Here is a 25,140-nt window from a genome sequence, read left to right as displayed (position 1 = left end):
ACCTGTAAGATTTTAGTTTTCTGCTCTTACAGGTGACAGTCCCACACTAAGGAATCGTAAACAAGTCCCGGATTGGGCTTTGGTTTCGGCCTAGGCCGCGCGGAGTCAAGGCCGCAGGCCGCCGCGCCATCGCGGCCCCCCTTCCCTGGGGGCGGCGATTTGGCAAGTCCTGGCGCGACGCTCGGATGTTTTTCGGGTTTGGCTTGGATAAAGTGCTGCCGATCAAGCCGTGGATCGCCACCCCGGGGGGCCGCGATGGCGCGTCTATCCGCAGTAGCCTAGGGGGCGTCCGTTGCACAGCAGTTCCGGCAGGATGAAGTCGCGCAGCGAGATCAGCGCGACGAAGGCCACCAGCGGGGCAAGGTCCAAGGGTCGGGTATCCGGCAGGATGCGGCGGATGGGTTGGTAGATCGGCTCCAGCAGGCGGTTTAGGCCGTACCAGATCTGGGCCACGAATTGCTGGCTGAGGTTCAGGACCTGGAAGTTGATCAGCCAGCTCATGATGATGTGGATGATCATGATGAAGAACACCACGTCCAGAATGAGCCCGATGGGACCTGCGATTGCCTGCATCTGATGAACCTCTTGCTTGCTGCGCGGCATAGGTAAGCTTCATGGCGGTATTCCGCAAGCTTTACGCGAGGTTGTGGTTGACGTGGCCGTGAGTTGCGTCAAGACCTCGGGCAAAAGGAGCGCCCGATGTATCCTGTCATCCGCATGTTCTGGCAGCTTTTCAAGCACCGCAATTCGCCACCCTTGGCGCCGACCGATACGCATGTGTCGCGGCATGTGTGCCTGCCGTGGGATATCGACCTCTGGATGGAGCTGAACAACGGGCGGACGCTGACACTGTATGATCTTGGGCGTATCCCGCTGGCGATGCGGGCGGGGCTGGTGAAGGTTCTGAAAAAGAACCGCTGGGGGCTGACCATGGCGGGGGCGAGCGTGCGGTATCGCCGCCGGATCCGGATGTTCGAGACGGTCGAGATGCGGTCCCGCGCGGTGTGGTGGGACGCGCGGTTCGTCTATCTGGAACAGTCGATGTGGAAGGCGGACGGCGAGTGCGCCAATCACATCGTCTATCGCTCGGCGGTGACCGGAAAGAAAGGGATCGTGCCGCCTGACGAGGTGATGGCGGCGCTGGGCAAACTTGTCGAGCGGCCCGAGGCACCGGAATGGGTGACCGCGTGGATCGAGGCGGATGCCAAGCGGCCCTGGCCGCCGATGCGGGACTGACGCGGAAAGCCGAACGAAGGGCTTGCCACCGGACCTCGAACCGCGTTTGATCGCGGCCAAACGAGGGGGCGAGATGGCAGAGGTTTCGGCACGCAAGCGCATCTGGGGCTGGTTCTTTTTCGACTGGGCCAGCCAGCCGTATCATACCCTGTTGGTGACTTTCGTGTTCGGGCCGTTCTTTGCGGCTGTCGCCTCGAATTACTTTCTTGGCACCGGGCTGGCGGAAGAGGCGGCGGATGCGCGGGCGCAGACGCTGTGGTCGTGGTGCCTGGCGCTGTCGGGGCTGGTCATCGCCTTCGGTGCGCCGATCATGGGCGCGATGGCGGATTCGACCGGGCGGCGCATTCCGTGGATGCTGTTCTTTTCCGTGCTCTATGTGGTGGGCGCGGCGGGGCTGTGGTGGACCGCGCCGGACGGGTCGAACATGGTTCTGATGCTGGTGATGTTCGGCATCGGCTTTATCGGCGCGGAATACGCGCTGATCTTCGTCAATTCGCAGCTGCCGTCGGTGGCGACGGCGGAGGATGTGGGATCGACCTCGGGCAGCGGATTCGCCTTTGGCTATCTGGGTGGGCTGGTGTCGCTGGCGATCATGCTGGTGTTCTTTCAGACCATGGACGGGGGGCGCACGATCGTCGGTTTGGAGCCGGCGCTGGGGCTGGACGCCGCGCAGGACGAGGACAAGCGCATCGTCGGGCCGCTGGCGGCTGCGTGGTACGTGGTGTTCATGATCCCCTATTTCCTGTGGGTGCGCGATGCGGACACCGCGCCGAAGGGCGCGGGGTTCGTCGGGGCGATGGCGCTGTTGAAGAAGTCGCTGGCCAACCTGCCCAACCGCCGCAGCCTGCTGGCCTACCTGGGATCGTCGATGTTCTATCGCGACGCTTTGAACGGCCTCTACAGTTTCGGCGGCACTTACGCGACGCTGGTGCTGGACTGGTCGATCGTGAGGGTGGGCATTTTCGGCATCGTCAGCGCCATCGCGGCGGCGGCGTTCAGCTGGGTCGGCGGCAGGCTGGACAAGCGATACGGGCCGAAGCCGGTGATCGTGGTGGCGGTGTGGATCCTGATCGGGGTCTGCATCACCATCGTCAGCATGGACCGGACGATGTTCTTCGGCCTACCGCTGGAGGAGGGCTCGGCCTTGCCGGACATGGTGTTCTTTGGCTGCGGTATCCTGATCGGGGGCCTGGGCGGGACGCTGCAATCGGCCAGCCGGTCGTTGATGGTGCGGCACACGGACCCTTCGGTGCCGACGGAAAGCTTTGGCCTTTACGGGCTGTCGGGGCGCGCGACGGCCTTTATCGCGCCCGCGTTGATCGGGCTGGTGACCTATATCAGCGGAAGCGCGCGAATTGGGGTCACGCCCCTTATTCTGCTTTTCCTCGTGGGGTTGATCTTGCTACGCTGGGTGCAGGCAAAAGGGGATAGTGAAACATGGTCCGTATCGTAAAGCCGGTTTTGCTGGCGCTGGTGCTGGCAGGCTGTGGCGGCTCCACGGCAGAACAGGAGAGCGTCCAGCCCGCGGTGCTGTCGACGCAGAACATTCCGGCGGACATGCGCGGGGTGCAGGCGAAACAGCTGTTCGGGGCCAAGCGGGGCGGCTCGCAGCAGCCGGCGCGCCCCTTTGGCGGCTATGCCAAGGGATGCGTGGCCGGTGGCGTGCAACTGCCCGAGACGGGGCCGACATGGCAGGCGATGCGCCTGAGCCGGAACCGCAACTGGGGCCATCCCGAGGTGATCGACTTTGTCCAGAAACTCTCGCGCTTTGCCGCGACGCAGCCGGGATGGAAGGGGCTGTATGTCGGGGATATCAGCCAGCCGCGGGGCGGGCCGATGCTGACCGGGCATCGCAGCCACCAGATGGGGCTGGACGTGGATATCTGGCTGCGGCCGGCGAACAACCTGAACCTCAGCCGGGCGCAGCGTGAAAGCCTGTCGTCGATTTCGCTGCGGCGGGCGAACGGGGCCTACACGAACGACAATTACAATCGCACGCATCACGAGATCATGAAGGCGGCGGCGAAGGATCCGCGCGTTGCGCGGATCTTCGTTTTTCCGGGGGCCAAGGTGCGGATGTGCGAGGAAGAGACCGGCGACCGCAGCTGGCTGCGCAAGATCCGGCCCTGGTACGGGCATCACTATCATTTCCACGTGCGGCTGAAATGTCCGCGTGGGGCGAAGGGGTGTGTCGATCAGGCCGCGCCGCCCGCCGGGGATGGCTGCGCCGATGCGCGGCAGTGGCAGCGCAACATCCTGAACCCGCCTCCGCCCGACCCCAACGCGCCGCCGCCCAAGCCGCGCCGTGAGTTGACCATGGCGGACCTGCCGGCGCAGTGCCTGGGCGTGCTGCAATCGGAGTGAGGTCTTGCGGTTTCGCCGCAAAGTGACTAGGCGCAGGCCCCTGATTTAAACGCGTATCGGGGGCCTGTGAGCATGACATCCAAAATCCTTCCCGGTGTTCTGGCGATGGCGGCGATTGTCGTCGCGTCTAACATCCTGGTGCAATTCCTGTTCGGTCAGTGGCTGACATGGGGGGCGTTCACCTATCCTCTGGCGTTCCTGGTGACGGACGTGATGAACCGTGTCTATGGCCGCGCGGCGGCGCGGCGCGTGGTGCTGGCGGGGTTCGTGGTGGGGCTGGTCTGTTCCTTTATCGGCACACAGATTTCGGGCGAGTTCGGGCCGCTGGTGACGGTGCGGATCGCGGTGGGCTCGGCGGTTGCGTTCCTGACCGCGCAACTCTTGGATATCGCGGTGTTCGACCGGCTGCGGAGCGGGGCGTGGTGGCGGGCGCCGGTGGTGTCGTCGCTGATCGGGGGCAGCGTGGACACGGGCCTGTTCTTTACCATCGCGTTTTCCGCCAGCTTGACATTCCTGGAGCCGGGCAACGATGTGAGCTGGGCCGGCGAGGCTTTGCCGCTGTTGGGTGTGGGGCCGGTGGTGCCGCTGTGGGTGTCGCTGGCGGTGGCGGACTGGCTGGTGAAGCTGGTGCTGGCAATCTTGGCACTTGTGCCGTTTCGCATCATCGTGGGGTCGCTTAGTGGCAGGACCACATGATTTTGTTTTGACAAATGCAAAATCTGTGGCAGGCTACCCTTGAGTTCAACAACTGAAAGGAGGTGATCCAGTGTCTATAAAGGGATTGGAGAGAGGTGTCGGAACAGTCAGGGAGGTTCGTGTCTGAGGCAGCCCTTGGGCATGTAAACACCCGGATTGGCAGGGCCTAACCGACCTCGCCTCCGAAACTTTTAGAAGGGCCGTTCCACGAGGTTGGGGCGGCCCTTTTAGTGTGAAAATGGCGCGTCGGTATCGCGTCGGTCTTTGAGGCGCATCGCGTCGGTGCTAAAGCGTTTCGACTTTTCAATGACTCACCTTTCGCTGCCTGAAACCTAACGGTTTCAACGCAAAAGGTGATGCAGTCTGCTTCACCTAAAAGTCTAAACGCTATATTTGACAGGGCATGATGAAGATCAACGACAAGATCACGATCGAGGATTGGGAGCTGACCGAGCAGTTCACGCGCGCGTCCGGACCGGGCGGGCAGAACGTGAACAAGGTGTCCTCGGCGGTGGAATTGCGGTTCGAGGCCGAGCGCTCGCCCAACCTGCCCGACCCTGTGAAGCGGCGGCTGCGGCGGCTGGCCGGGCGGCGCTGGACCAAGGACGGTGCGGTGGTGTTGCAGGTGTCGGAGGAGCGCAGCCAGGCGCGCAACCGCGAGATCGCGCGGGAGCGGCTGGCGGAGTTGGTGCGGAAGGCGTGTGAAAAGCCGAAGCGGCGGATCCCCACGAAAGTGTCGAAGAACCAGAAGCGCAAACGGGTCGAGGCGAAGAAGAAGCGGGCGGAGGTGAAGGCGCTGAGGGGGAAGGTGGACGGGGTTTGATGCACCTTGCCCGGCACGCGTGGGTTTTCACCCACCCTACGCAGGCCTCACCGTGATGCCTCGCGTGGTTGCGGCCTCCAGTAAACGTCCGATCTGGCGGGCGGTGCTGTAGAAGCCAGGGCCGGATTTCCTTGCGCGAATGTCGTGGCCGGTGAAGACGGCCAAGCCATCGGTTTGGGCGATGAGATCGAGCAGGGTGTGATGCCGGGGCCAGCCGGGGAAGGCCTTGTGCTGCATGTCGGCGAAGCCGAGGTTGTCGAGACAGCGTGAGGCGGGGATCTCCGCATAGATTCGGGAGGCGGGGTTGGCGGGATCGAGGCTGCGGGGGCCCTCCGTTCGGACGATTTCGAACCGGGTGGCCAAGGCGGTTCGGGTCTCGGGCGTCGAGGCGTGGAAGGGGCAGGCGAAGCTGCGGGCCGGGAAGCCTGCCGCGCGGTGCTCGGCGATGGCGCGGTCGACCTCGTGTTCGAGCCAGTGGTCTAGGCCGTGGGTTGCGAGGTAGGGTTTCAGCCTTGGATGGGTGCGGGTGTGGCAGGCGATCTCGTGGCCGTCGGATTGCAGGAGGTGCAGGCCGTCAATCTGATCCGGCGTGGCCGCGTGAAGGTGCGACACGCAGAAGGTGACGCGGGCATCGTGTTGCGCGAAGACGGGCCGGGCGGCGACCCAGTTGGCGACGAAGAGATCGTCGAAAGTCAGGCAGAGCGTACCGGGCAAGGATCATTTCCCATGCGACTAAGGTCTTGATGCGCGAGACACCCCGGCTCTGTCAATTTGCAGAGCGCATCGGTCTTGGAGGGTTTGGGGCCGTGCGGTAGGATCGGGCCAACCCAAGGAGGAGACATGTCATGCAGATGAGTGGGGAGCGCGAGATCGCGGCGGACCGGGAAACGGTCTGGGCCGCGCTGATGGAGCCGGAGGTGCTGAAGGAATGCGTGCCGGGCGCGCAGGAGGTCACGGGCAACCCCCAGGACGGGTACGAGGCGACGGTGACGCAGAAGGTCGGGCCGGTGAAAGCCACGTTCAAGGGCATGGTGACGTTCAGCGAGATGAACCAGCCCGAGAGCTTGCGCCTGGAAGGCGAGGGCAAGGGTGGCGCAGCGGGCTTTGCCAAGGGCGCGGCGGACGTGCGGCTGGAGGCGGTCGAGGGCGGCACGCGGCTGAGCTATGACGTGGAGGCCAAGGTGGGCGGCAAGCTGGCGCAGCTGGGCAGCCGGATCGTCGACGGGTTTGCCAAGAAGATGGCCGACCAGTTTTTCTCCAACCTCGAGGAGGTGATCGAGGGGCCGAAGGAGGACGAGCCGGAAGAACAGGCCGAGAAGAAAGGCTGGCTGAAGCGGATGATCTCGAAGGGGTGAGCCTTCGGTTCGTGCCGGGGTGAGTGCGTCCTCGTCGGAGCCTCCGGCGGGGATATTTATGGCCAGAGGAAAAGGGGGTGCATCGCCGTTGAAGTTGTGCCGAGGGCGTCTGTCGGGACGCCTCCGGCGCGCGGCTAAAGCGTTTCTCTAAAAACCTGAATCACAGCTTTTGGCGAAGCGCAGTGCAAGGCTTGATCATTGCGTGCGCCCCGCCTTTATCTGAAGTGTCAGGTGAAAGGCGGGACACTTTAATTCCGGCGCGGGCCGCTTTGGCGGATGAGCTCGGCGATGCGGCCGCCGATGGCGTCGGACCCCTTGGGCGAGGGGTGGATGAGGTCGACCGCGTGGTAGGTGCGGTCGCCCGGTGGGACCAAGTCGCTCATCGGGATGAAATGCACGCCGCGGTCGAGCGCGGCGAGGCGGGCCATGCGGGCGTCCATCTCGCGGCCCTCGTCGACGCAGCCTTCGATGGGGGAGCGCACCCCGGGGGTGTGCAGGTAGCCCACCATCACCACGTTGGCGCCGGTCTTGCGCATCTTCGCCACGAAGCCGGGGATGACGCCGGTGGTGCCGTCTTGGGAGATCAGCCGGTCGATGCGGCGGTCGCAGAACCCACAGCCGCAGCCGAAGAGGATGTCGTTGCCGCCGCCGTTCATTACGATCCAGTCCCAGTTGCCGGCGCGGAATTGTTTCGTGATGTTCATGCCCGCCGCGCCCGAGATGGGCAGGGCATAGAGAAAGCGGGCGCCGGAGACGGAGCGGTCGATGACCGGCTCGCCCAGGCGGCGCTCCATGGCGTGAGAGACGGATTTCCCGGCCATGCCGTGGAAGGCCATCATGGAATCGCCCATGAGAAGGATGCGGGGGTTATCGGCACGCGTCACCGTCTCGGTGCAGGCACCGAGCGCGAATATGATGAGCGGCCAGACAAAACGAGAGAGGCGTTTCATGTTTGTCCTGCGATTGTCTTGATGCGCATGGCACCATGCGCCCCCACCGCGCATAGGATTCCCGCCTGAGGCGGCGGGCGCAATGCGAAATGTGGAAACAATGCGTTTTATTCGGGGCGGCGTAGATGCGCGCGCGCAGGAATGCACAAGGGGTTGTGTTTTCGTACCGGCTTGCGCCGGGGCGCGGTCGGATTAGTTTGCCGCGGATGACGAAAGAAGGAGCGCGGGATATGGCGGCGTTTGTCGAGGTGAGCGGCTTGGAGAAGACCTTTGACGACGGGTTTCAGGCCCTGAAGGGCGTGGACCTGGAGATCCGCGAGGGCGAGATCCTGGCGCTGCTGGGGCCCAATGGCGCGGGCAAGACGACGCTGATCTCGGCGCTGTGCGGGATCACGACGCCCACGGGCGGGACGGCGCGCGTGGGCGGGCATGACATCGAGGCTGAGTACCGCGCGGCGCGCTCGCTGGTGGGGCTGGTACCGCAGGAGATTGCGCTGGAGCCGTTCGAGAAGGTGATCAACACGGTGCGGTTTTCCCGCGGGCTGTTCGGCAAGGGGCGTGACGAGGCGCTGGTGGAGAAGATCCTGCGGCAGTTGAGTCTTTGGGACAAGCGCACCAACCAGATCAAGGAATTGTCGGGCGGCATGAAGCGGCGGGTGCTGATCGCCAAGGCGCTGGTGCACGAGCCGCGCGTCCTGTTCCTGGACGAGCCCACGGCGGGCGTCGACGTGGAGCTGCGCCGCGACATGTGGGAAGTGGTCGAAGGACTGCGGCAGGATGGCGTGACGATCATCCTGACCACCCATTACATCGAGGAGGCCGAGGCGATTGCCGACCGGGTTGCGGTGATTGCCCATGGTGAGATCCTGCTGGTCGAGGACAAGGTGGCGCTGATGCAGCGGATGGGGCGCAAGAGCCTGCGGATCGACCTTGTGGAGCCGGTGGAGAGCGTGCCCGAGAGCCTGTCGGACTACGACTTGTGGAAGAGCCCGGACGGGCAGAGCCTGACCTATACCTACGACACCAATGCCGAGCGGACCGGGATCGCACGGCTGGTGAAGGAGTTGACCGAGGCGGGGCTGGTGATCCGGGATATCCAGACCAGCCAGTCGAGCCTGGAGGAGATCTTCGTCGGGCTGGTGAAGGAGGATGCGGCATGAATTTCCTGGCCATCGGGGCGATCTACAAGTTCGAGATGCAGCGGTTCTTTCGCACGCTGTTGCAAAGCTTCGTGTCGCCGGTGATTTCGACCTCGCTCTATTTCGTGGTCTTCGGCGCGGCCATTGGCAGCCGGATCGACCAGGTGGAGGGCGTGAGCTATGGCGCGTTCATCGTGCCGGGTCTGATCATGCTGTCGGTGATCACGCAGGCGATTTCGAACGCCTCCTTCGGGATCTATTTTCCCAAGTTCATCGGCACGATCTATGAGTTGTTGTCGGCGCCGGTGAACTTCCTGGAGATCGTGATCGGCTATGTGGGGGCGGCGGCCACCAAGGCGCTGTTCATCGGGGTGGTGATCCTGGCGACCTCGGCGCTGTTCGTGGATGTGCAGATACAGCATCCGGGCGCGATGGTGGCGTTCTTGCTGTTGACCTGCATCAGTTTCGCGCTCTTCGGGTTCATCATCGGGATCTGGGCGCAGAATTTCGAGCAGTTGCAGCTGGTGCCGCTGTTGATCGTGACGCCGCTGGTGTTCCTGGGCGGCTCGTTCTATTCGATCTCGATGCTGCCGCCGTTCTGGCAGACGGTGACGCTGTTCAACCCGGTGGTCTACCTGATCTCGGGGTTCCGCTGGGCGTTCTTCGGGCAGGCGGACGTGTCGATCGGGCTGAGCCTGCTGGCGATTGCGGGGTTCACGGCGCTGTGCCTGTTCCTGATCTGGCGGATCTTCAAGACGGGGTACCGGATCAAGAGTTGAGGGGGCAACGGGAGGCGCGTGGGTTTTCACCCACCCTACCACGTAGCCCCCGTGGTTCTGTGACCGGATAAGTATTCTGTCGCACCAAACGCGCTGATGGCCCGGGCCGCGGTCCGACGTCGGGCCGAGGCCCGGGCTATATCACGGCACAGGCCGTTGCGCCGCGCGTCGTAGCGACGCCCCGGTTTTTCTCATTCATGTACTTGACCACCTTGATTGCGAGCATTGCAGCGAGCGCACCGGCTATGAGGTCGACGATATAGTGTCCACCATGCACGGGTGTGGCGGCGATCATCATGATAGAATAAATCCACGCCGGAACGCTGAGCCACGACTTGCGACACGCATAGATGATCAGAATACCGGACGCCGTGTGAAAGGACGGGAACGTCGCAAGGCCTGGCAACTGGGCCGGGTCTAGAAGGACGGATGCCGAGGGGTCGCGCAGCATTTCCATATGAGGAATGTGATAGGCGCCCGGGAGCTGGCTGAGATGTGCCAGGGTGGAAAGATCGGGGACAAGGGTGACGACTGCGGCGTTTGCCGGAAAAGCCGCGCCGATGATGATGCAGAGAACCGCGGTCAACAGGAAGGTTTCAATGAACTCGCGGGCGCGCGTGACCGAGCCGAACAGGATCAAAAGGACCAGGACCACGATGCTGAGCGGAGTCAGGGATGTGTACGAGACGTCCAGCACATCATACAGCAGAGGGCGCGATACGACCGCATTGAAATAGGCGGCCCAGTCGAGGTGCAGTGCGCGGTCCCAACCGGCCAGAAGGCCATCGGCATAGGGAAACGGCAGCATCATCGAGAGGTGGTTCAGCAGCCTAAGGTTCAGCCATGCGATATGAAGAAAGAACAGACCCTCAAATAGATAATGAATGCGCAGAAGTGCATCTTTTGGCCGGACCATTCTACTAAGGACGCGGCGGGCCGAGACGAAGACGGCCAACAGCAGGACGCCGTGAAGCAGGAACATCGGCAAGCTGTGTGTCAAAAGGTCAGCCCGGCTGAAGGTCAAAACGGCGACGTTGAATGCACACAGAAGCGCAATGCCAACATAGCTTGACCGTCGCACTAACGGAGAGATTGAAGATGTCTGCTCGCCCTGCATGGCCGGTTCTCCGTCGATTCCTGTTGTCTTTTTATTCGCAAGAAAAGAGGCGACTTCGTGACTGCTTTGGACCTTCAGTTTGGATTGAATGTGGCTAGAGCCCCATATGCTTGCGGAAAAAGAGGGGCCAAGCAGGAGGTATCTCACGGTTGGAAAAAGCGTCGGGATGGTCGTAGGTGCGAGACCTGTTCGGGGCGCTGTGTCGGTTTCTGATCTAACGGATTTACAAGGGGGCTGACGGGTCAGGAGTTCAAGCAGGTCGTAGGAGCTGGCATCGGGCGGCGCGTGGGTTTTCACCCACCCTACGCAGGAGGGGCGCCGCCGGAAGATGGGGCGGCGGCGGCCTGACCCCGCGTCGTTTACGTGGCTTTCTTGCCTTCGGGCGGTATTGATACGTGTCGCAACCTTGTTTGTCGCGCATGGGCATTCTACATCGGCACCCATGAAGCGATTTATCCCGTTTTTGAAATCAGGCCCGTTGGTGTCGGTCGTCCGCCTGTCGGGCGCAATCGGCGCCGGGTCGAGAATGCCGTTGAGCGACGAGGCGATGGCGTCGGCCATCGAGAAGGCGTTCAAGCGGGGCAAGCCCAGGGCCGTGGCGCTGTTGATCAACAGCCCCGGTGGATCGCCGGTGCAGTCGGCGCTGATCGCGGGGCGCATCCGGCGGCTGGCGGACGAACACAAGGTGCCCGTCCACGCGTTTGTCGAGGATGTGGCGGCCTCGGGCGGCTATTGGCTGGCCTCGGCGGCGGATGACATCTGGGTCGACGACAATTCCATCGTGGGCAGCATCGGGGTGATTTCCGCGGGCTTTGGCGCGCATGTGTTCCTGGCGCGGCAGGGCGTGGAGCGGCGGGTCTATACCGCCGGAAAGTCGAAGAGCACGCTTGACCCGTTCCAGCCCGAAAAGAAGGAAGACGTGGCGCGGCTCAAGGGCATCCTCGAAGAGATGCACGGCAATTTCATCGCGCAGATCAAGGCGCGGCGGGGCGACCGGCTGAGCGAGGCGGAAGACCTCTTTACCGGCGAGTTCTGGCTGGGGCGCCGTGGCGTCGAGCTGGGCCTTGCCGACGGGGTGGCGCACCTGGCGCCGAAGCTGAAGGAGCTTTACGGCGACAAGGTGCGGTTTGCCACCTATGGCAAGAAGAAGGGCTTTTTCCAGCGCTTCGGGGCGTCGGTGGTCGAGGATGCCTTCGCCTCGGTCGAGGAACGCGCGGCCTTTGCCCGGTTCGGCCTGTGACGTGCTGAGCAAGATCGCCCTCATATTCCTGGCCTTCATCGCCGTGCTGGCGATGTTCGGACGCCTGCGCTTTCCCGGACAGAAGAAGCTGGAGTCGGCCCGGTGCCCGCATTGCAGGCGATTCCGCATCGGCAAGGGGCCGTGCCAGTGCCGGGAGGGCAAATCCTGATGTGGCCATGGCTGATGTCGGGGCTGGGGCTGCTGATCCTGCTTCTGGCCGGGGATGCGCTGGTGAAGGGCGCGGTGAACCTGAGCCTGCGCGTGGGCATTCCCGCGCTGATCGTCAGCTTGACCATCGTGGCCTTCGGCACCTCGGCGCCGGAACTGCTGATTTCGGTCAACGCGGTCTTGGAAAACAAGCCGGGGCTGGCGCTGGGCAACGTGATCGGGTCGAACACGGCGAACATCCTGCTGGTGCTGGGGGTGCCGGCGCTGTTGTCGGTGCTGCACACTTCGGGGTGCAACACGCGCAAGACCTATCTGTTCATGATCGGGGCGACCGTGGTGTTCATCGGCCTGGCGTTCCGGGGGGCGTTCGACATGCTGGCGGGCGTGGTCCTTCTGGCCTGCCTTGGGCTGGTGTTGGGGGATGCGTTTCGCGATGCGCGCAACCATCGGCGCGCGTGCCGGAGTGCGGAAGCGGACGACGAGGACGAGGTCGAGGGCGCGGACCCCGACATGCCGTGGTGGCAGATCTTCGTCTTTCTGGCGCTGGGGCTTGTGGGCCTGCCGCTGGGTGCGGACCTGTTGGTGGACAACGCGTCGATCATCGCGCGGGAGTTCGGCGTCAGCGACGCGGTGATCGGCCTGACGCTGGTGGCGCTGGGCACGTCGCTGCCGGAGCTGGCGACGACGGTGATGGCGGCGCTGCGCAAGCAGGCGGACGTGGCGCTGGGCAACGTCATCGGGTCGAACATGTTCAACCTGCTGGCCATCATCGGCATCACGTCCTTTGTCGGCACCATCCCGGTGGACCCGGAGTTTCTGGAGTTCGACCTGTGGGTGATGCTGGGCGCGTCGCTGCTGCTGATCCCGTTCGTGTTCCTGGGCCGGGATATCAACCGGCTGTGGGGCATCGCCTTGACCGTTCTCTACGTGATCTATGTGTTGGTCGTGTTGAGCTGAACGGAGCCCCTGCATGACCGAAGACACCGACAGCCGCCGCGCCCTCGTGACCGGGGGCGGCAAGCGCCTTGGGCGGGCGATGGCGCTGTTCCTGGCGGCGCGCGGCTATGACGTGGCGGTGCATTACGGCGGGTCGTCCGATGCCGCCGCGGAGACGGCGGGCGATATCGAGGCCAAGGGGCGAAGGGCCGTCACCGTGCAGGCGGACCTGCTGGACGAGGGCGCGGTGCAGGCGCTGGTGCCCGAGGCGGCCGCACGGCTGGGCGGGCCGGTGCATGTTCTGGTGAACAACGCGTCGATCTTCGAGGACGAGACATATCAGACGGCGACCCGGCAAAGCTGGGACCGGCACATGGAATCGAACCTGCGCGCGCCCTTTGCGCTGACGCAAGGTTTGGCGGCGCAGGTGCCGGAGCCGGTGAAGGACGCCAATGGCGAGCCGGTGGCGCAGGGGCTGGTGGTGAACATGATTGACCAGCGGGTGCGCAAGCTGACGCCGAATTTCGCCAGCTACACGATTGCCAAGTCGGGTCTGTGGACCATGACGCGCACCGCCGCGCAGGCGCTGGCGCCGCGCGTGCGGGTGAACGGGATCGGGCCGGGGCCGACGCTGAAGAGCACCGAGCAGAGCGAGGAGCAGTTCTTTGACCAGCGGGCGCGGACGATACTGAAGCGGGGCGTGAACCCCGAGGATATCACCGCCGCGCTGGGCTATTTCCTGGAGGCGAAGGCGGTGACCGGGCAGCTGATCTGTGTCGATGGCGGGCAGCATCTGGCATGGCAGACGCCGGATGTTCTGGGGGTTGATGTATAGACGTCGGGTCAACTTGTTCACGGGTCGGCGGGGCGTTACCGAAGCGTTACAAAATTTTTAATGTTTTCATATATTTGGGATACCACGGATTTTTAATCATTCGAAATCAATAAGTTAAGTTTGTGCTTAATTTTTGGGCAATCTAACGAAGCAGGCTGAATACAACGAAAAAATCCCGGTAACCGAAACTTGTCCGCAGAGTTATCCACACGATCCGTGGAGATGTTTCCTATTGCGGCGTGTGTGCTAATCATTGCAGCCCACGGGCAGAATCAAACGTTAACGAATGATTAACAACACGAACAGCGACTCGGACGGCGTTGCCGCCCCGGAAACCGGGCACAAGGTGATCCAGTCCTACCTGAAAACCCTGGACGGTTCGCCTGGGGTCTATCGTATGCTGGGGGCGCAATCCCAGGTTCTGTATGTCGGCAAGGCGCGGAACCTGAAGGCGCGCGTGTCGAGCTATTCGCGGCCCACGGGCCACACGCCGCGGATCGCGCGGATGATCGCGGAAACCGCGTCGATGATGTTCCTGACCACGGCGACCGAGACCGAGGCGCTGCTGCTGGAACAGAACCTGATCAAGCAGTTGAAGCCGCGCTACAACGTGCTTTTGCGCGACGACAAGTCGTTCCCGAATATCCTGGTGACGGGCCACGACTTTCCGATGATCAAGAAGCATCGCGGCGCGAAGAAGGAGAAGGGGCAGTATTATGGCCCCTTTGCCAGCGCGGGGGCTGTGAACCGGACGCTGGGTCAGTTGCAGCGGGTGTTCCAGCTGCGCAATTGCAGCGACACGCAGTTCGAGAGCCGCACGCGGCCCTGCCTGCAATACCAGATCAAGCGCTGCACCGCGCCGTGCGTGGGGTATATCTCGAAGGAGGACTATGCCGCGCAGGTGAAGGACGCGCAGCGCTACCTGTCGGGACGGTCGACCGAGATACAGGAGAAGCTGGCCGCCGACATGCAGGAGGCCAGCGCGGCGATGGAGTTCGAGCGCGCCGCGGCGTTGCGCGACCGGATCAAGGCGCTGACGCAGGTGCAGACGGCGCAGGGGATCAACCCGCGCACGGTGGGCGAGGCGGATTTGGTGGCGCTGCACCTGGAGAAGGGGCAGGCCTGTGTGCAGGTGTTTTTCATCCGCGCCGGGCAGAACTGGGGCAACAAGGATTTCTATCCGCGCGTCGGCGCGGACGTGGCCGAGGCGGAAGTGCTGGAGGCGTTTCTGGGCCAGTTCTATGACACCAAGGACCCCGCAAGGCAGATCATCCTGAGCCACGAGATCGAAAACCCCGACCTAATGGCCGAGGCCTTGACCGGCAAGCTGGGGCGCAAGGTGGCATTGCTAGTGCCGCAGAAGGGCGAGAAGGCTGAACTGGTCGAGGCCGCACTGCGGAATGCGCGGGAGAGCCTGGCGCGGAAGATGAGTGAGAGTGCGACGCAGGCCAAGCTGCTGAAGGGCGTGGCGGAGGCGTTCGACCTGCCGGCCCCGCCGGAGCGGATCGAGGTTTACGACAACAGCCACATCCAGGGGGCGCACGCGGTGGGCGCGATGATCGTGGCGGGGCCCGAGGGGCTGATGAAGAACCAGTATCGCAAGTTCAACATCCGCGGCGACGAGCTGACCCCCGGGGACGATTTCGGGATGATGAAGGAGGTCCTGACGCGGCGGCTGAAGCGGCTGATCAAGGAGGACCCGGACCGCGACAAGGGGCTGTGGCCGGACCTGCTGCTCATTGACGGCGGGCAGGGGCAGGTGAGTGCGGTGCATTCGATCATGCAGGAGATGGGCGTGCGCGACCTGCCGATGGTGGGCGTGGCCAAGGGGCTGGACCGGGACGCCGGCAAGGAAGAGTTCCACCGGATGGGCAAGCGGCCGATGGCGCTGCGCCACAACGATCCGGTTCTGTATTTCATCCAGCGGCTGCGCGACGAGGCGCACAGGTTCGCCATCGGCACGCACCGGGCCAAGCGCACCAAGGCGGTGAGTGCCTCGCCCCTGGACGAGATCGCGGGGGTGGGTGCGGCGCGCAAGCGGGCGCTCCTGGCGCATTTCGGGTCCGCGAAGGCGGTGAGCCGCGCGAACCTGGCCGATCTGAAGGCGGTCGAGGGCGTGTCGGCGGCGCTGGCGCAGAAGGTCTATGACCATTTCCACGAGAAGGGCTGAGGGGCTGGCGGGAAGCGAGGGGCCAGCCCCTCGCGCCGCAGGTTTGATGCGAGGAGCCAGCCCCTCGCGCTGCAGGTTTGATACGAGGGGCCAGCCCCTCGCGCTACAGGTTTTATGCGAGGGGCCAGCCCCTCGCGCTCCCCGGAGTATTTACCGCAAGAAAAAGCACTGCGCCCGGTTCTGGGATTCGGGGCTTTCGGACGGGGGCGGTTCGCACTAGATACAATCGCATGACGTGGAATATTCCCAACGTGTTGACCGTGCTGAGGCTGCTGGCGGCGCCGGCGGTGGCGGTGATGTTTCTGTACTTTCACCGGCCCTGGGCGGATTGGTTCGCGCTGGTGCTGTTCGTCAGTGCGGCGGTGACCGACTGGTTCGACGGCTATCTGGCGCGGTTGTGGAAGCAGACCACCAAGCTGGGCACGATGCTGGACCCGATCGCCGACAAGGCGATGGTGGTGATCGCGCTGGCGGTGATCCTGGGCTATTCGTCGATGTCGCCGTGGCTGGTGCTGCCGGCGACGATGATCCTGTTTCGCGAAGTGTTCGTGTCGGGCCTGCGGGAATACCTGGGCGACACGGCGGGAACGCTGAAAGTCACCAAGCTGGCCAAGTGGAAGACCACGTTGCAGATGGTGGCGATTGCGGTGCTGTTCGCGCAGGGCGTTTTCGAGCATTATTTCGGCATGTCCAGCATGGGCATGGACGAGGCGCTGGTGGCCGATGTGCTGGCGGGCCGCGAAGAGGACCTGATGGGCCTGCGCTGGAAGTTCCAGGGCATGGTGATCGCGTCGCACGCGGGGCTGTGGCTGCTGTGGATCGCGGCGGCGCTGACGCTGATCACGGGTGTCGATTACTTCCGCAAGGCGACGCCCTATCTGAGGGATTGAGCGATGGACGTTTTGTATTTCGCATGGGTCCGTGAACGGATCGGGCGGCCCAAGGACAAGGTCGAGACCGGCGCCGCGACGGTGCGGGACCTGGTCGAGGAATTGCGGGCGCGCGAGGCGCGCTACGAGGCGGCCTTTGCCGATCTGGACGCGCTGCGCGTGGCGGTGGACCAGGAACTGGCGGATTTCGATGCGCCGCTGGCGGGCGTGCGCGAGGTGGCGTTCTTTCCGCCGATGACGGGAGGCTGAGGCCTTGGATATCCGGGTGCAGGACGCGGCGTTCGATCTTGGCGAAGAGGTGAATGCGTTCGCCGCGCGGCAAAGCGGCATGGGCGCTGTCGTCAGCTTCACCGGGATCGTGCGGGACATCGCCCCGGGCCTGGAGGCGATGCAGATCGAGCATTACCCCGGCATGACCGAAAAGGCGCTGGCCGGGATCGCCGAGGAGGCGCGGACGCGCTGGAACCTGGGGGATGTGCTGGTGATTCACCGCCATGGCGCGTTGAAACCGGACGAGATGATCATGATGGTGGCCACGTCCTCGCCGCATCGGGCCGATGCGTTCCAGGCGGCGGAGTTCCTGATGGATTACCTGAAGTCGCGCGCGCCGTTCTGGAAGAAGGAAGTGACGCGCGACGGGGCCGATTGGGTAGAAGCCAAGGACGAAGACGAGGACGCGCTGGGCCGCTGGTGACGCAAGGTTCTCGTTGACCGGGGCAGGCCCTGCGTGGAGAGCTTTGCGCATCATACGTGAAAGGCGCGTCATTCCATGAACGAGATCATCGAGAGCTATGTCGAGACGCTGGACCCCAAGGCGAAGGGGGCCATTCGCGGCACCGCGAAGCTGGTGATCGAGGGCGCGGGCAGCGTGATGCTGGACGAGACGGGCGCGCGCGCGGGCGACGAGGCGGCGGACGTGGTGCTGATGGCCAGCGACGCGGTCTTTCGCAACATTCTGTCGGGCGAGCAGAACCCGGTGATGGCTTATATGTCGGGCAAACTGAAGGTCGAGGGAAACGCACAGCGGGCGCTGAAGGTGAGCGGGATCCTGACCGGGTAGGTGATGGTCCGAAAATGACGCGAGCGGCGGACCCGCTGGCCCTGGGACCGGGCCGGAGCCGCGCGGCATTTCCGACGAGTCGTGACAAATTTGTAAACCGTGCTAGCATTTACCTCTCTGGAGGGAGTTTATGCGATGGCAGTACCGGCACAGGTGACCTGGGCGAAGACGTCGGCGGAACCGGGGGCGGATATCCGGCAACTCGGTGGATACGTGAAGAAATTCTTTGGCAAGTCGCCGTGGCAACTGAGGCCCGAAGACGCGATTGCGAGTATCGAGCATGACGAGTGGCGCTTTTACGTCGAGCTGGATGGCGAGAAGGTCTGGCTGGAGGTCGAGGAAGACCCGGGCGGACAGAAACGCCTGAGCCTGTCGGGCGAAGTTCTGGCCGAAGAGGTATTCGGATCGCTGCCGGACACGCCGACGCAATAACCATCGGGGCTTCTGCCGGCGCGGCCTGCGGTTGCAGACCTTGCCGCGCTTGACCGGGTCCGGTGAACCGGCGTTGACGCAGCGCGGGACGCGTCCGAGGACCTTGGGGGGAGTCTTGCGGCATACACGTCCATCAGCGCCCTTGTCCGGCCGGTCGGGATCGACTGTTCGTGAGCATTTGGGCACTGCGGGCAAGCGCACCTCGTGCCGAGGCCCCGGGCGGCCTTGCAGTGGTGGCCTATGGGGCTAAGTGACATCCGGTCTTACGTGACGATTCCAAACGATTAAAAGCGCCCATGGACTCGGATTCCTTCTTCGCCCTCGACCCCTATCACATCGCGCTGGCCGTGATCGGCTTGATCGTCATCAGCGCGCAATGGCTGCCGCGGCTTGTGTCTCGCGCAGAGCCGGTCTTTGCGCCGCTGATGATCCTGTTCGGGGCCGGGGCCGCGATGCTGATACCCGCCGCGGCCTTCATGCCCGACCCGCGCGAAGCGCCGCTGCTTTGGGAGAGGATGAGCGAACTGGCCGTGATCGTGGCGCTGTTCGGGACGGGGATGCGGATCGACACGATCAGCCCCTGGCGCAAATGGAGCCCGACGGCGCGGATGCTGGGCATTGCCATGCCGTTGACCATCGCCGCCGTGGCACTGCTTGGCGTCAGCCTGGAGGGCCTGACCGTGGCCGGGGCCATTCTGCTGGGGGCGGTCATCGCGCCCACCGATCCGGTGCTGGCGGCCGATGTGCAGGTCGGCCCGCCACAGGAAGGCCGGGAGCATCCCGTGCGCTTTACCCTGACGACCGAGGCGGGGCTGAACGACGGGCTGGCGTTTCCGTTTGTTTATCTGGGCCTGGTCGTGGCCGCCGAGGGCCTGAACCCGAGCGCATGGGCGCTGGACTGGCTGGTCTGGGACGTGGTCTATCGCATCGCTGTCGGAACCGTTGCCGGATGGGCCGGCGGCCGCGTTCTTGCGTTCGTGCTGTTCTCGGTGCCGCGGAACGCGCCGCTGGCCGACACCGGATCGGGGGTGCTGGCCCTGGCCGGGGTGCTGTTGTGCTATGGGTCGACGGAATTGCTGGAAGGCTACGGGTTCATCGCCGTCGCTGCGATGGGGCTGACCCTGCGGCGAGAGGAAAAGGACCACCGGTTTCACCGGCGCCTGCATGATTTCACGGAATCGATCGAACACGCGCTGACCGCGCTGTTGCTGGTCGCGCTGGGGTCGGTCCTGCCGCTGGTTCTGGCCGACCTGACCTGGCGTCATGTGGTCATCGCGCTGGTCCTGATCCTGATCATCCGGCCCGTTTCGGGGTGGCTGAGCTTGATCGGGTCGCATATGCCGCACCGGGACCGGGCGGTGGTGGCCGTCTACGGGGTGCGCGGGATCGGCTCGATCTATTACCTGTGCTACGCGATGACCCACATGGATTTCGTGAACGAGCGCGAGCTTTGGTCGCTGGTCGGGTTGGTCATCCTGCTGTCCACGATCCTGCATGGCTTCAGCGTCAACTGGGCGATGCGCCGGATCGAGGATTGACGGCCCGGGCGGCGAAAGATCGGGCCGGGACATCGCGGCTTTCAATTGACGCAAATCTGCTGTATGGGCGCACTCATCTGAAACGTGACGCCTTAGACCCCGGCGCATGAGATGATGGAGGGGTCGGTGGCAATGGGGCCACCAATGTAACGGAGGACCCGGGATACGCCCGGGAGGGCCTCCAGCTAGGAAACGATAGATGTTCAAAGAAGTGAAAAAATCGATCCAGTGGGGCGAGGATACGCTGACACTGGAAACGGGCAAGGTTGCCCGTCAGGCGGATGGCTCGGTCATCGCCACCTACGGGGAAACCTCGGTCATGGCGAACGTGACCTTTGCAAAAGCCCCGCGTGAAGGTCAGGATTTCTTTCCGCTGACCGTTCACTACCAGGAGAAATATTATTCCGCGGGCAAGGTGCCCGGCGGCTTTTTCAAGCGTGAGGCACGGCCCACGGAAAAGGAAACCCTGACCGCGCGCCTGATCGACCGTCCGATCCGCCCGCTGTTCGTTCCGGGTTTCAAGAACGAAGTGCTGGTGATGTGCACCGTGCTGAGCCACGACCTGGTCAACGACCCGGACATGGTGGCGATGATCGCGGCCAGCGCCGCGCTGACCATTTCGGGCGCGCCCTTCATGGGGCCGATCGCGGGCTGCCGCGTCGGTTTCAGCGATGGCGAGTACGTGTTGAACCCCGAGGTCGAAGACATGCACGACCTGCGCAACAACCCCGAGCAGCGGCTCGACCTGGTGGTTGCGGGCACGAAGGGTGCCGTGATGATGGTGGAATCGGAAGCGTACGAGCTGACCGAAGAGGAAATGCTGGGCGCGGTGAACTTTGCGCATCAGCAGATCCAGCCGGTGATCGACATGATCATCGACCTGGCGGAAGACGCCGCCAAGGAACCGTTCGACTTCCAGCCGCCGGATTACAGCGACCTGTACGAGGCCGTGAAGGCGGCGGGCGAAGACAAGCTGGCCGCGGCCTACAAGATCCAGGACAAGCAGGAACGCACGAGTGCCGTTTCGGCCGCCAAGGAAGAGATCAAGGCGTCGCTGTCCGAAGAGCAGCTTGAGGATGCGAACCTCGGCTCGGCGCTGAAGAAGCTGGAAGCGTCGATCCTGCGCGGTGACATCGTGAAGTCGGGCAAGCGGATCGACGGCCGCAGCCTGGACGAGGTGCGCCCGATCGTGTGCGAAACCGGGCTTCTGCCGCGGACGCATGGCTCGGCCCTGTTCACGCGGGGCGAGACGCAAGGCCTGGTCGTGACCACGCTGGGCACCGGCGACGATGAGCAGATCATCGACGCGCTGCACGGCAACTTCCGCTCGAACTTCCTGCTGCACTATAACTTCCCGCCCTACTCGGTCGGTGAAGCGGGGCGCGTGGGCCCTCCGGGACGGCGCGAGATCGGTCACGGCAAGCTGGCGTGGCGTGCGTTGCAGGCGGTTCTGCCGGCGGCGACGGATTTCCCCTACACGATCCGGGTCGTCAGCGAGATCACCGAGTCCAACGGCTCGTCGTCGATGGCGTCGGTTTGCGGTGGATCCTTGTCCATGATGGACGCCGGTGTGCCGCTGAAGGCGCCGGTGGCCGGTGTGGCCATGGGCCTGGTCCTGGAAGACGACGGGTCCTACGGCATCCTGACCGACATCCTGGGCGACGAGGATCACCTGGGCGACATGGACTTCAAGGTGGCGGGGACCGAAGCCGGTATCACGTCGCTGCAGATGGACATCAAGGTCGCGGGCATCACGCCGGAGATCATGGAAAAGGCACTGGAGCAGGCGAAAGCCGGCCGGTTGCATATCCTGGGCGAGATGGGCAAGGCCCTGTCGGAAGCCGGTGATTTCTCGGTTCACGCACCGCGCATCGAGACCATGCAGATCCCGACCGACAAGATCCGCGAAGTGATCGGGTCGGGCGGCAAGGTGATCCGCGAGATCGTCGAGGTGTCGGGCGCGAAGGTCGACATCAACGACGAGGGTGTCATCAAGATCGCGTCGCCCAACGGCGAGGCCATACAGAAGGCGTACGACATGATCCACTCGATCGTGGCGGAGCCGGAGGAAGGCAAGATCTACAAGGGTACGGTTGTCAAGATCGTGGACTTCGGCGCCTTTGTGAACTTCTTCGGCAAGCGCGACGGCCTGGTGCATGTCAGCCAGATCGAGAACCGCCGCCTGAACCACCCCTCGGACGTTCTGAAAGAAGGCCAGGATGTGTGGGTCAAGCTGCTGGGCTTTGACGATCGCGGCAAGGTGCGCCTGTCGATGAAGGTCGTCGACCAGGAGACCGGCGAGGAAGCCAAGAAAGAAGAACCCGCGGAAGAGTAAATCCGCCGGTTTCGCAAGATCGAGAACCCCGGTGGCGACACCGGGGTTTTTTCGTGGGAAACTGACGTGACGTCACAGCCAAAGGTAAGGTTTTCCATACGGGCCAAAGCCGGGGTTTTTGCGCATATACCGCGCAACCTCCCGACCGCGACAAGGGGGGGACCCGGATGGGTATCTGGCGACGCCGTCACTCACGGATCAGGCGCGCCGGAAAGGACCCCGGCAAATGTGCCGGGGTCCTTACAATGTATGCAGCGTTCAGAACAGCACGGCGGCGGGCGGGCGGATGACACCGCGCGTGCCCACGACGCAGCGTGCCTCGCGGTAGGTCAGGATGGGCAGCGCCGCACGATAGGGCGCGGTGCCCGCGGCGCGATGGATTGCGGCGGCATCCTTGATCAGCCATTGCTCGGTCATCACGCCGGGCAGGATGGTTTCGCAGGGCGCGCCGCCCTCGGCCAGGACAAGCTGGTGATCCTCCAGCAGAAGGTGAACATAAGTCACGGAGCGGCAGGGCGCGAAGGTGATGCCGGGCTGGCCCACCAGCGCCTTGGCGGGCACAAGGACCTCTGGCGTGCCGAAGAGCAGTTCGGCCTTCCACGAGCGGATCGCGACGCGATGCTGCTGTGACAGGCGCAGGGGGCGGGTGTTGCCAAGAATGCCGGGGACGAAGCGGACCGGACAGGCGGGCCCGTCGCCGGGCATGGTGCGCGCGCCTGTCCAGAGGATGCGCCGAGCCCCGTCGTTGCGAGTCAGGACCCGATCATTTGGGCGCAGATGCTCGACAGGGCGGGGGCCGGACGGGGTTTCAAGCAACGTGCCGGCGGCGAAGCAATTGACCGTGTGGGTATAGCTGGTGTTCTGGTCCGACGCGAAGAACTTGGGCGGCTGGCCGTTTGTGAAGTTGTCGAAATACCAGGTTTCGAGGTCGAAATCAGGCGACCAAACGACTTGAGCCGGGTCGCCGTTGCCATTCGCCCCTTCGAATACGATGATGCCGCCATCGCCCGGGGCCGGGTCGCTGCGGATCACGACCGCGTCGTCGAGCAGATGCGTGCCGCCGGGGCCGGAATACTGGACATCGTAAGTTTCGCCCAGTTCGAACAGGTTGGGGTCGCTGTCGCCCGCGTTCGAGGTGACGATCAGGTCCCGTGAGCTGTTGGGCGGATAGTCGAAGGACGATTGCCCGGGCGAGTCATTGACGTTCGACCCGGTCGCGACCGCGAATTCGTTGTCTATGCCGTAAAACGTCTTTGTCATGCCCGCCACTCCGAGGGGCGAGCATCACGTCAAGAGTCTAATAGAATGTTGATTACCGAAAGGAAAATACGTTGGATTCAAATCAAACCGGCAGGGCCGTGGTTTGCAGCACCGTGCGCAGCGCAAAGCTGGATTGCATGGTGGCCACGCCGGGCAGGCGGGTGAGGTACTGGCGGTGGATGCGGGCGAAATCCTCGGTGTCCTCGACCACCAGCTTCAGGATGTAGTCGGCGGTGCCCGCCGTCAGGTGGCATTCCAGCACGTCGGGGATGCGGGCGACGGCTGTCTCGAACGCGTCCAGCACGTCGTCGGCCTGGGTCGTCAGCGTGATCTCGACAAAGACGGTGGTGGGCACGCCCATGCGGCGCGGATCCAAAAGGGCGACATAGCCCTTGATGTATCCTTCGGTTTCCAGCCGTTGCACCCGGCGATGACAGGCCGACGGCGACAGGTTGACCGCCTCGGCCAGGTCGGCATTGGAGATGCGGCCGCGTTTCTGTAGCACGCCAAGCAGGCGACGATCCATCGTGTCGAGGGTCATTCGGGGCAGATCCTGTGCATTTTGGGGCCATTGTTCGAAGAATATTCCGTCACTTACCGCAGTGTCGGGCAAAATATCAAACCCCTTTCAATGGAGCGGCTGTATTCTAGTCTATAGCGCAAAGAGGAGTGCGACATGAAAATCGGATGCCCGACAGAGATCAAACCGCAGGAATTCCGCGTGGGGATGACCCCCAACGCCGCCGGAGAGGCCGTGGCCCATGGGCACGAGGTCATCATCCAGGCCGGCGCCGGGAAGGGCGCGGGGTTCGAGGATGCGGATTATGTCGCCGCCGGAGCCCAGATCATCGACACGGCGGAAGAGGTGTTCGCCACCGCCGACATGATCGTGAAGGTCAAGGAACCGCAGGCGGGCGAGCGCAAGATGCTGCGCGAGGGACAATTGCTGTTCACCTATCTGCACCTGGCGCCCGACCCCGAGCAAACGAAGGATCTGATGGCGAGCGGCTGTACCGCGATTGCCTATGAGACGGTGACGGACGAGCGCGGCGGGCTGCCTCTGCTGGCGCCGATGTCCGAGGTCGCGGGCCGGCTGGCGCCGCAGGTGGGGGCCTATACGCTGCAGAAGGCCAATGGCGGGCGCGGTGTGCTGATGGGCGGCGTGCCCGGCGTGGGCCCGGCCAAGGTGCTGGTGATCGGTGGTGGCGTCGTGGGGACGCATGCCGCCAAGATCGCCGCCGGCATGGGCGCGGACGTGACCGTGCTGGACCGTTCGCTGCCGCGTCTGCGCTATCTCGATGACGTATTCGGCGGGACGTTCAACACCGGGTATTCCTCGCAAGGTCTGCTGGCCGAGCATCTGACCCAGGCCGACATGGTGATCGGCGCGGTGCTGATCCCCGGGGCCGAGGCGCCCAAGCTGGTTCGCCGCGCGCAGTTCGCGGAGATGAAGCCGGGTGCGGTGCTGGTGGACGTGGCCATCGACCAGGGCGGATGTTTCGAGACCTCGAAGGCGACCACCCATGCCGACCCGATCTATGACGTGGACGGGATCATGCATTACTGCGTCGCCAACATGCCGGGCGCCGTGGCGCGGACCTCGACCATTGCGCTAGGCAACGCGACGATGCCGTTCATGCTGGCGCTGGCGGACAAGGGCTGGAAACAGGCCTGTGCCGACGATCCGCATCTGCTGAACGGCTTGAACGTCCATGCCGGACAGCTGACCTATTTCGCCGTCGGCAAGGCGCTGGGGATCGACGTGATCTCGCCGCAGATGGTGGTCAAGGGGTAGGGCATGGGTGGGTTTTCACCCA

The 25,140-nt window shown here is 63.9% G+C and carries 27 protein-coding genes; 21 read left to right on the top strand and 6 right to left on the bottom strand.

Translation table 11 applies throughout. The annotated features are described in order from the left end of the window. Window positions 1–264: 264 nt before the first annotated feature. Window positions 265–573, bottom strand: a complete 309-nt coding sequence (locus tag FIU89_RS19405) for a YggT family protein (RefSeq protein WP_057791703.1) — start codon at window positions 571–573, stop codon at window positions 265–267. A gap of 126 nt (window positions 574–699) precedes the next feature. Here FIU89_RS19405 and FIU89_RS19400 point away from each other — a divergent pair, with 126 nt between their 5' ends. The 5 genes from FIU89_RS19400 to arfB all read left to right on the top strand — a co-directional run bounded on the left by FIU89_RS19400 (window position 700) and on the right by arfB (window position 5,119). Next, window positions 700–1,236 carry an acyl-CoA thioesterase gene (locus FIU89_RS19400; protein WP_152494109.1) on the top strand — a complete coding sequence of 179 codons (537 nt, stop codon included), beginning with the start codon at window positions 700–702 and terminating at the stop codon, window positions 1,234–1,236. A gap of 73 nt (window positions 1,237–1,309) precedes the next feature. Further along, window positions 1,310–2,689 carry an MFS transporter gene (locus tag FIU89_RS19395; RefSeq protein WP_152494108.1) on the top strand — a complete coding sequence of 460 codons (1,380 nt, stop codon included), beginning with the start codon at window positions 1,310–1,312 and terminating at the stop codon, window positions 2,687–2,689. Then, window positions 2,674–3,600 (top strand): penicillin-insensitive murein endopeptidase, encoded by a 927-nt coding sequence (gene mepA, locus FIU89_RS19390; RefSeq protein WP_152494107.1) that lies wholly within the window; start codon window positions 2,674–2,676, stop codon window positions 3,598–3,600. The genes FIU89_RS19395 and mepA overlap by 16 nt, the downstream gene beginning before the upstream one ends. Window positions 3,601–3,672: 72 nt before the next feature. Next, window positions 3,673–4,296 carry a queuosine precursor transporter gene (locus tag FIU89_RS19385; protein WP_152494106.1) on the top strand — a complete coding sequence of 208 codons (624 nt, stop codon included), beginning with the start codon at window positions 3,673–3,675 and terminating at the stop codon, window positions 4,294–4,296. A 403-nt stretch (window positions 4,297–4,699) separates the two neighbouring features. After that, window positions 4,700–5,119 (top strand): alternative ribosome rescue aminoacyl-tRNA hydrolase ArfB, encoded by a 420-nt coding sequence (gene arfB / locus FIU89_RS19380; protein ID WP_152494105.1) that lies wholly within the window; start codon window positions 4,700–4,702, stop codon window positions 5,117–5,119. A gap of 36 nt (window positions 5,120–5,155) precedes the next feature. Here arfB and FIU89_RS19375 read toward each other — a convergent pair whose 3' ends face one another. Next, the gene (locus tag FIU89_RS19375; protein ID WP_152494104.1) at window positions 5,156–5,833 is read right to left on the bottom strand and encodes a polysaccharide deacetylase family protein; all 678 of its coding nucleotides are present in this window, start codon (window positions 5,831–5,833) and stop codon (window positions 5,156–5,158) included. A 131-nt stretch (window positions 5,834–5,964) separates the two neighbouring features. Here FIU89_RS19375 and FIU89_RS19370 point away from each other — a divergent pair, with 131 nt between their 5' ends. Continuing rightward, window positions 5,965–6,474: a CoxG family protein gene (locus FIU89_RS19370; RefSeq protein WP_152494103.1), complete on the top strand. Its 510-nt coding sequence runs from the start codon at window positions 5,965–5,967 to the stop codon at window positions 6,472–6,474. A gap of 248 nt (window positions 6,475–6,722) precedes the next feature. Here FIU89_RS19370 and FIU89_RS19365 read toward each other — a convergent pair whose 3' ends face one another. Continuing rightward, a complete protein-coding gene (locus tag FIU89_RS19365; protein ID WP_254701738.1) occupies window positions 6,723–7,424 on the bottom strand; it encodes an SGNH/GDSL hydrolase family protein in 702 nt (233 codons plus the stop codon). A 230-nt stretch (window positions 7,425–7,654) separates the two neighbouring features. Here FIU89_RS19365 and FIU89_RS19360 point away from each other — a divergent pair, with 230 nt between their 5' ends. Both FIU89_RS19360 and FIU89_RS19355 read left to right on the top strand, forming a co-directional pair. Then, entirely contained in the window at window positions 7,655–8,584 is a 930-nt protein-coding gene (locus FIU89_RS19360; RefSeq protein WP_152494102.1) for an ABC transporter ATP-binding protein, read from the top strand. Then, window positions 8,581–9,342 carry an ABC transporter permease gene (locus tag FIU89_RS19355; protein WP_152494101.1) on the top strand — a complete coding sequence of 254 codons (762 nt, stop codon included), beginning with the start codon at window positions 8,581–8,583 and terminating at the stop codon, window positions 9,340–9,342. Before FIU89_RS19360 ends, FIU89_RS19355 begins: the two co-directional genes overlap by 4 nt. Window positions 9,343–9,478: 136 nt before the next feature. Here the strand turns inward: FIU89_RS19355 and FIU89_RS22645 are convergent, their stop codons facing one another. Continuing rightward, entirely contained in the window at window positions 9,479–11,020 is a 1,542-nt protein-coding gene (locus FIU89_RS22645) for a phosphatase PAP2 family protein (RefSeq protein WP_254701737.1), read from the bottom strand. On the opposite strand from FIU89_RS22645, the gene FIU89_RS19345 reads away from it, so the two are divergent. The 12 genes from FIU89_RS19345 to pnp all read left to right on the top strand — a co-directional run bounded on the left by FIU89_RS19345 (window position 10,902) and on the right by pnp (window position 22,063). Then, the gene (locus tag FIU89_RS19345) at window positions 10,902–11,699 is read left to right on the top strand and encodes a S49 family peptidase (RefSeq protein WP_152494099.1); all 798 of its coding nucleotides are present in this window, start codon (window positions 10,902–10,904) and stop codon (window positions 11,697–11,699) included. The genes FIU89_RS22645 and FIU89_RS19345 overlap by 119 nt on opposite strands. Window position 11,700: 1 nt before the next feature. Continuing rightward, window positions 11,701–11,868, top strand: coding sequence for a hypothetical protein (locus FIU89_RS19340; RefSeq protein WP_172978171.1), 168 nt, complete (start codon window positions 11,701–11,703; stop codon window positions 11,866–11,868). Continuing rightward, entirely contained in the window at window positions 11,868–12,824 is a 957-nt protein-coding gene (locus tag FIU89_RS19335; protein WP_152494097.1) for a calcium/sodium antiporter, read from the top strand. The genes FIU89_RS19340 and FIU89_RS19335 overlap by 1 nt, the downstream gene beginning before the upstream one ends. A 13-nt stretch (window positions 12,825–12,837) precedes the next feature. Beyond that, window positions 12,838–13,638 (top strand): SDR family oxidoreductase, encoded by an 801-nt coding sequence (locus tag FIU89_RS19330; protein ID WP_152494096.1) that lies wholly within the window; start codon window positions 12,838–12,840, stop codon window positions 13,636–13,638. A gap of 286 nt (window positions 13,639–13,924) precedes the next feature. Continuing rightward, window positions 13,925–15,808: an excinuclease ABC subunit UvrC gene (uvrC, locus tag FIU89_RS19325; RefSeq protein ID WP_152494095.1), complete on the top strand. Its 1,884-nt coding sequence runs from the start codon at window positions 13,925–13,927 to the stop codon at window positions 15,806–15,808. Window positions 15,809–16,038: 230 nt separating this feature from the next. Beyond that, window positions 16,039–16,698, top strand: a complete 660-nt coding sequence (gene pgsA, locus FIU89_RS19320) for a CDP-diacylglycerol--glycerol-3-phosphate 3-phosphatidyltransferase (RefSeq protein WP_152494094.1) — start codon at window positions 16,039–16,041, stop codon at window positions 16,696–16,698. A gap of 3 nt (window positions 16,699–16,701) precedes the next feature. Further along, window positions 16,702–16,947: a molybdopterin converting factor subunit 1 gene (moaD, locus tag FIU89_RS19315; RefSeq protein WP_152494093.1), complete on the top strand. Its 246-nt coding sequence runs from the start codon at window positions 16,702–16,704 to the stop codon at window positions 16,945–16,947. Window positions 16,948–16,951: 4 nt separating this feature from the next. Further along, window positions 16,952–17,392 (top strand): molybdenum cofactor biosynthesis protein MoaE, encoded by a 441-nt coding sequence (locus FIU89_RS19310; RefSeq protein ID WP_152494092.1) that lies wholly within the window; start codon window positions 16,952–16,954, stop codon window positions 17,390–17,392. 75 nt (window positions 17,393–17,467) lie between these two features. Continuing rightward, on the top strand, window positions 17,468–17,758 hold the full coding sequence (locus FIU89_RS19305) for an SCP2 sterol-binding domain-containing protein (RefSeq protein ID WP_152494091.1): 291 nt from the start codon (window positions 17,468–17,470) through the stop codon (window positions 17,756–17,758). 135 nt (window positions 17,759–17,893) lie between these two features. Then, window positions 17,894–18,190: a hypothetical protein gene (locus FIU89_RS19300; RefSeq protein WP_152494090.1), complete on the top strand. Its 297-nt coding sequence runs from the start codon at window positions 17,894–17,896 to the stop codon at window positions 18,188–18,190. A gap of 296 nt (window positions 18,191–18,486) precedes the next feature. Beyond that, entirely contained in the window at window positions 18,487–19,728 is a 1,242-nt protein-coding gene (locus FIU89_RS19295; protein WP_057791744.1) for a sodium:proton antiporter, read from the top strand. Window positions 19,729–19,927: 199 nt separating this feature from the next. Continuing rightward, entirely contained in the window at window positions 19,928–22,063 is a 2,136-nt protein-coding gene (gene pnp / locus FIU89_RS19290; RefSeq protein ID WP_152494089.1) for a polyribonucleotide nucleotidyltransferase, read from the top strand. A gap of 258 nt (window positions 22,064–22,321) precedes the next feature. On the opposite strand, the gene FIU89_RS19285 is transcribed toward pnp, so the two are convergent. After that, entirely contained in the window at window positions 22,322–23,323 is a 1,002-nt protein-coding gene (locus tag FIU89_RS19285) for a Hint domain-containing protein (protein WP_152494088.1), read from the bottom strand. An 82-nt stretch (window positions 23,324–23,405) separates the two neighbouring features. Continuing rightward, window positions 23,406–23,864: an Lrp/AsnC family transcriptional regulator gene (locus FIU89_RS19280; protein WP_152494087.1), complete on the bottom strand. Its 459-nt coding sequence runs from the start codon at window positions 23,862–23,864 to the stop codon at window positions 23,406–23,408. 135 nt (window positions 23,865–23,999) lie between these two features. Here FIU89_RS19280 and ald point away from each other — a divergent pair, with 135 nt between their 5' ends. Next, the gene (gene ald, locus FIU89_RS19275) at window positions 24,000–25,118 is read left to right on the top strand and encodes an alanine dehydrogenase (RefSeq protein ID WP_152494086.1); all 1,119 of its coding nucleotides are present in this window, start codon (window positions 24,000–24,002) and stop codon (window positions 25,116–25,118) included. Window positions 25,119–25,140: the final 22 nt, after the last annotated feature.

Source organism: Roseovarius sp. THAF27, assembly GCF_009363655.1.
Lineage (GTDB): Bacteria > Pseudomonadota > Alphaproteobacteria > Rhodobacterales > Rhodobacteraceae > Roseovarius.
Note: the sequence above shows the minus strand (reverse complement) of the source record. Positions and strands in the feature narration are given on the sequence as shown.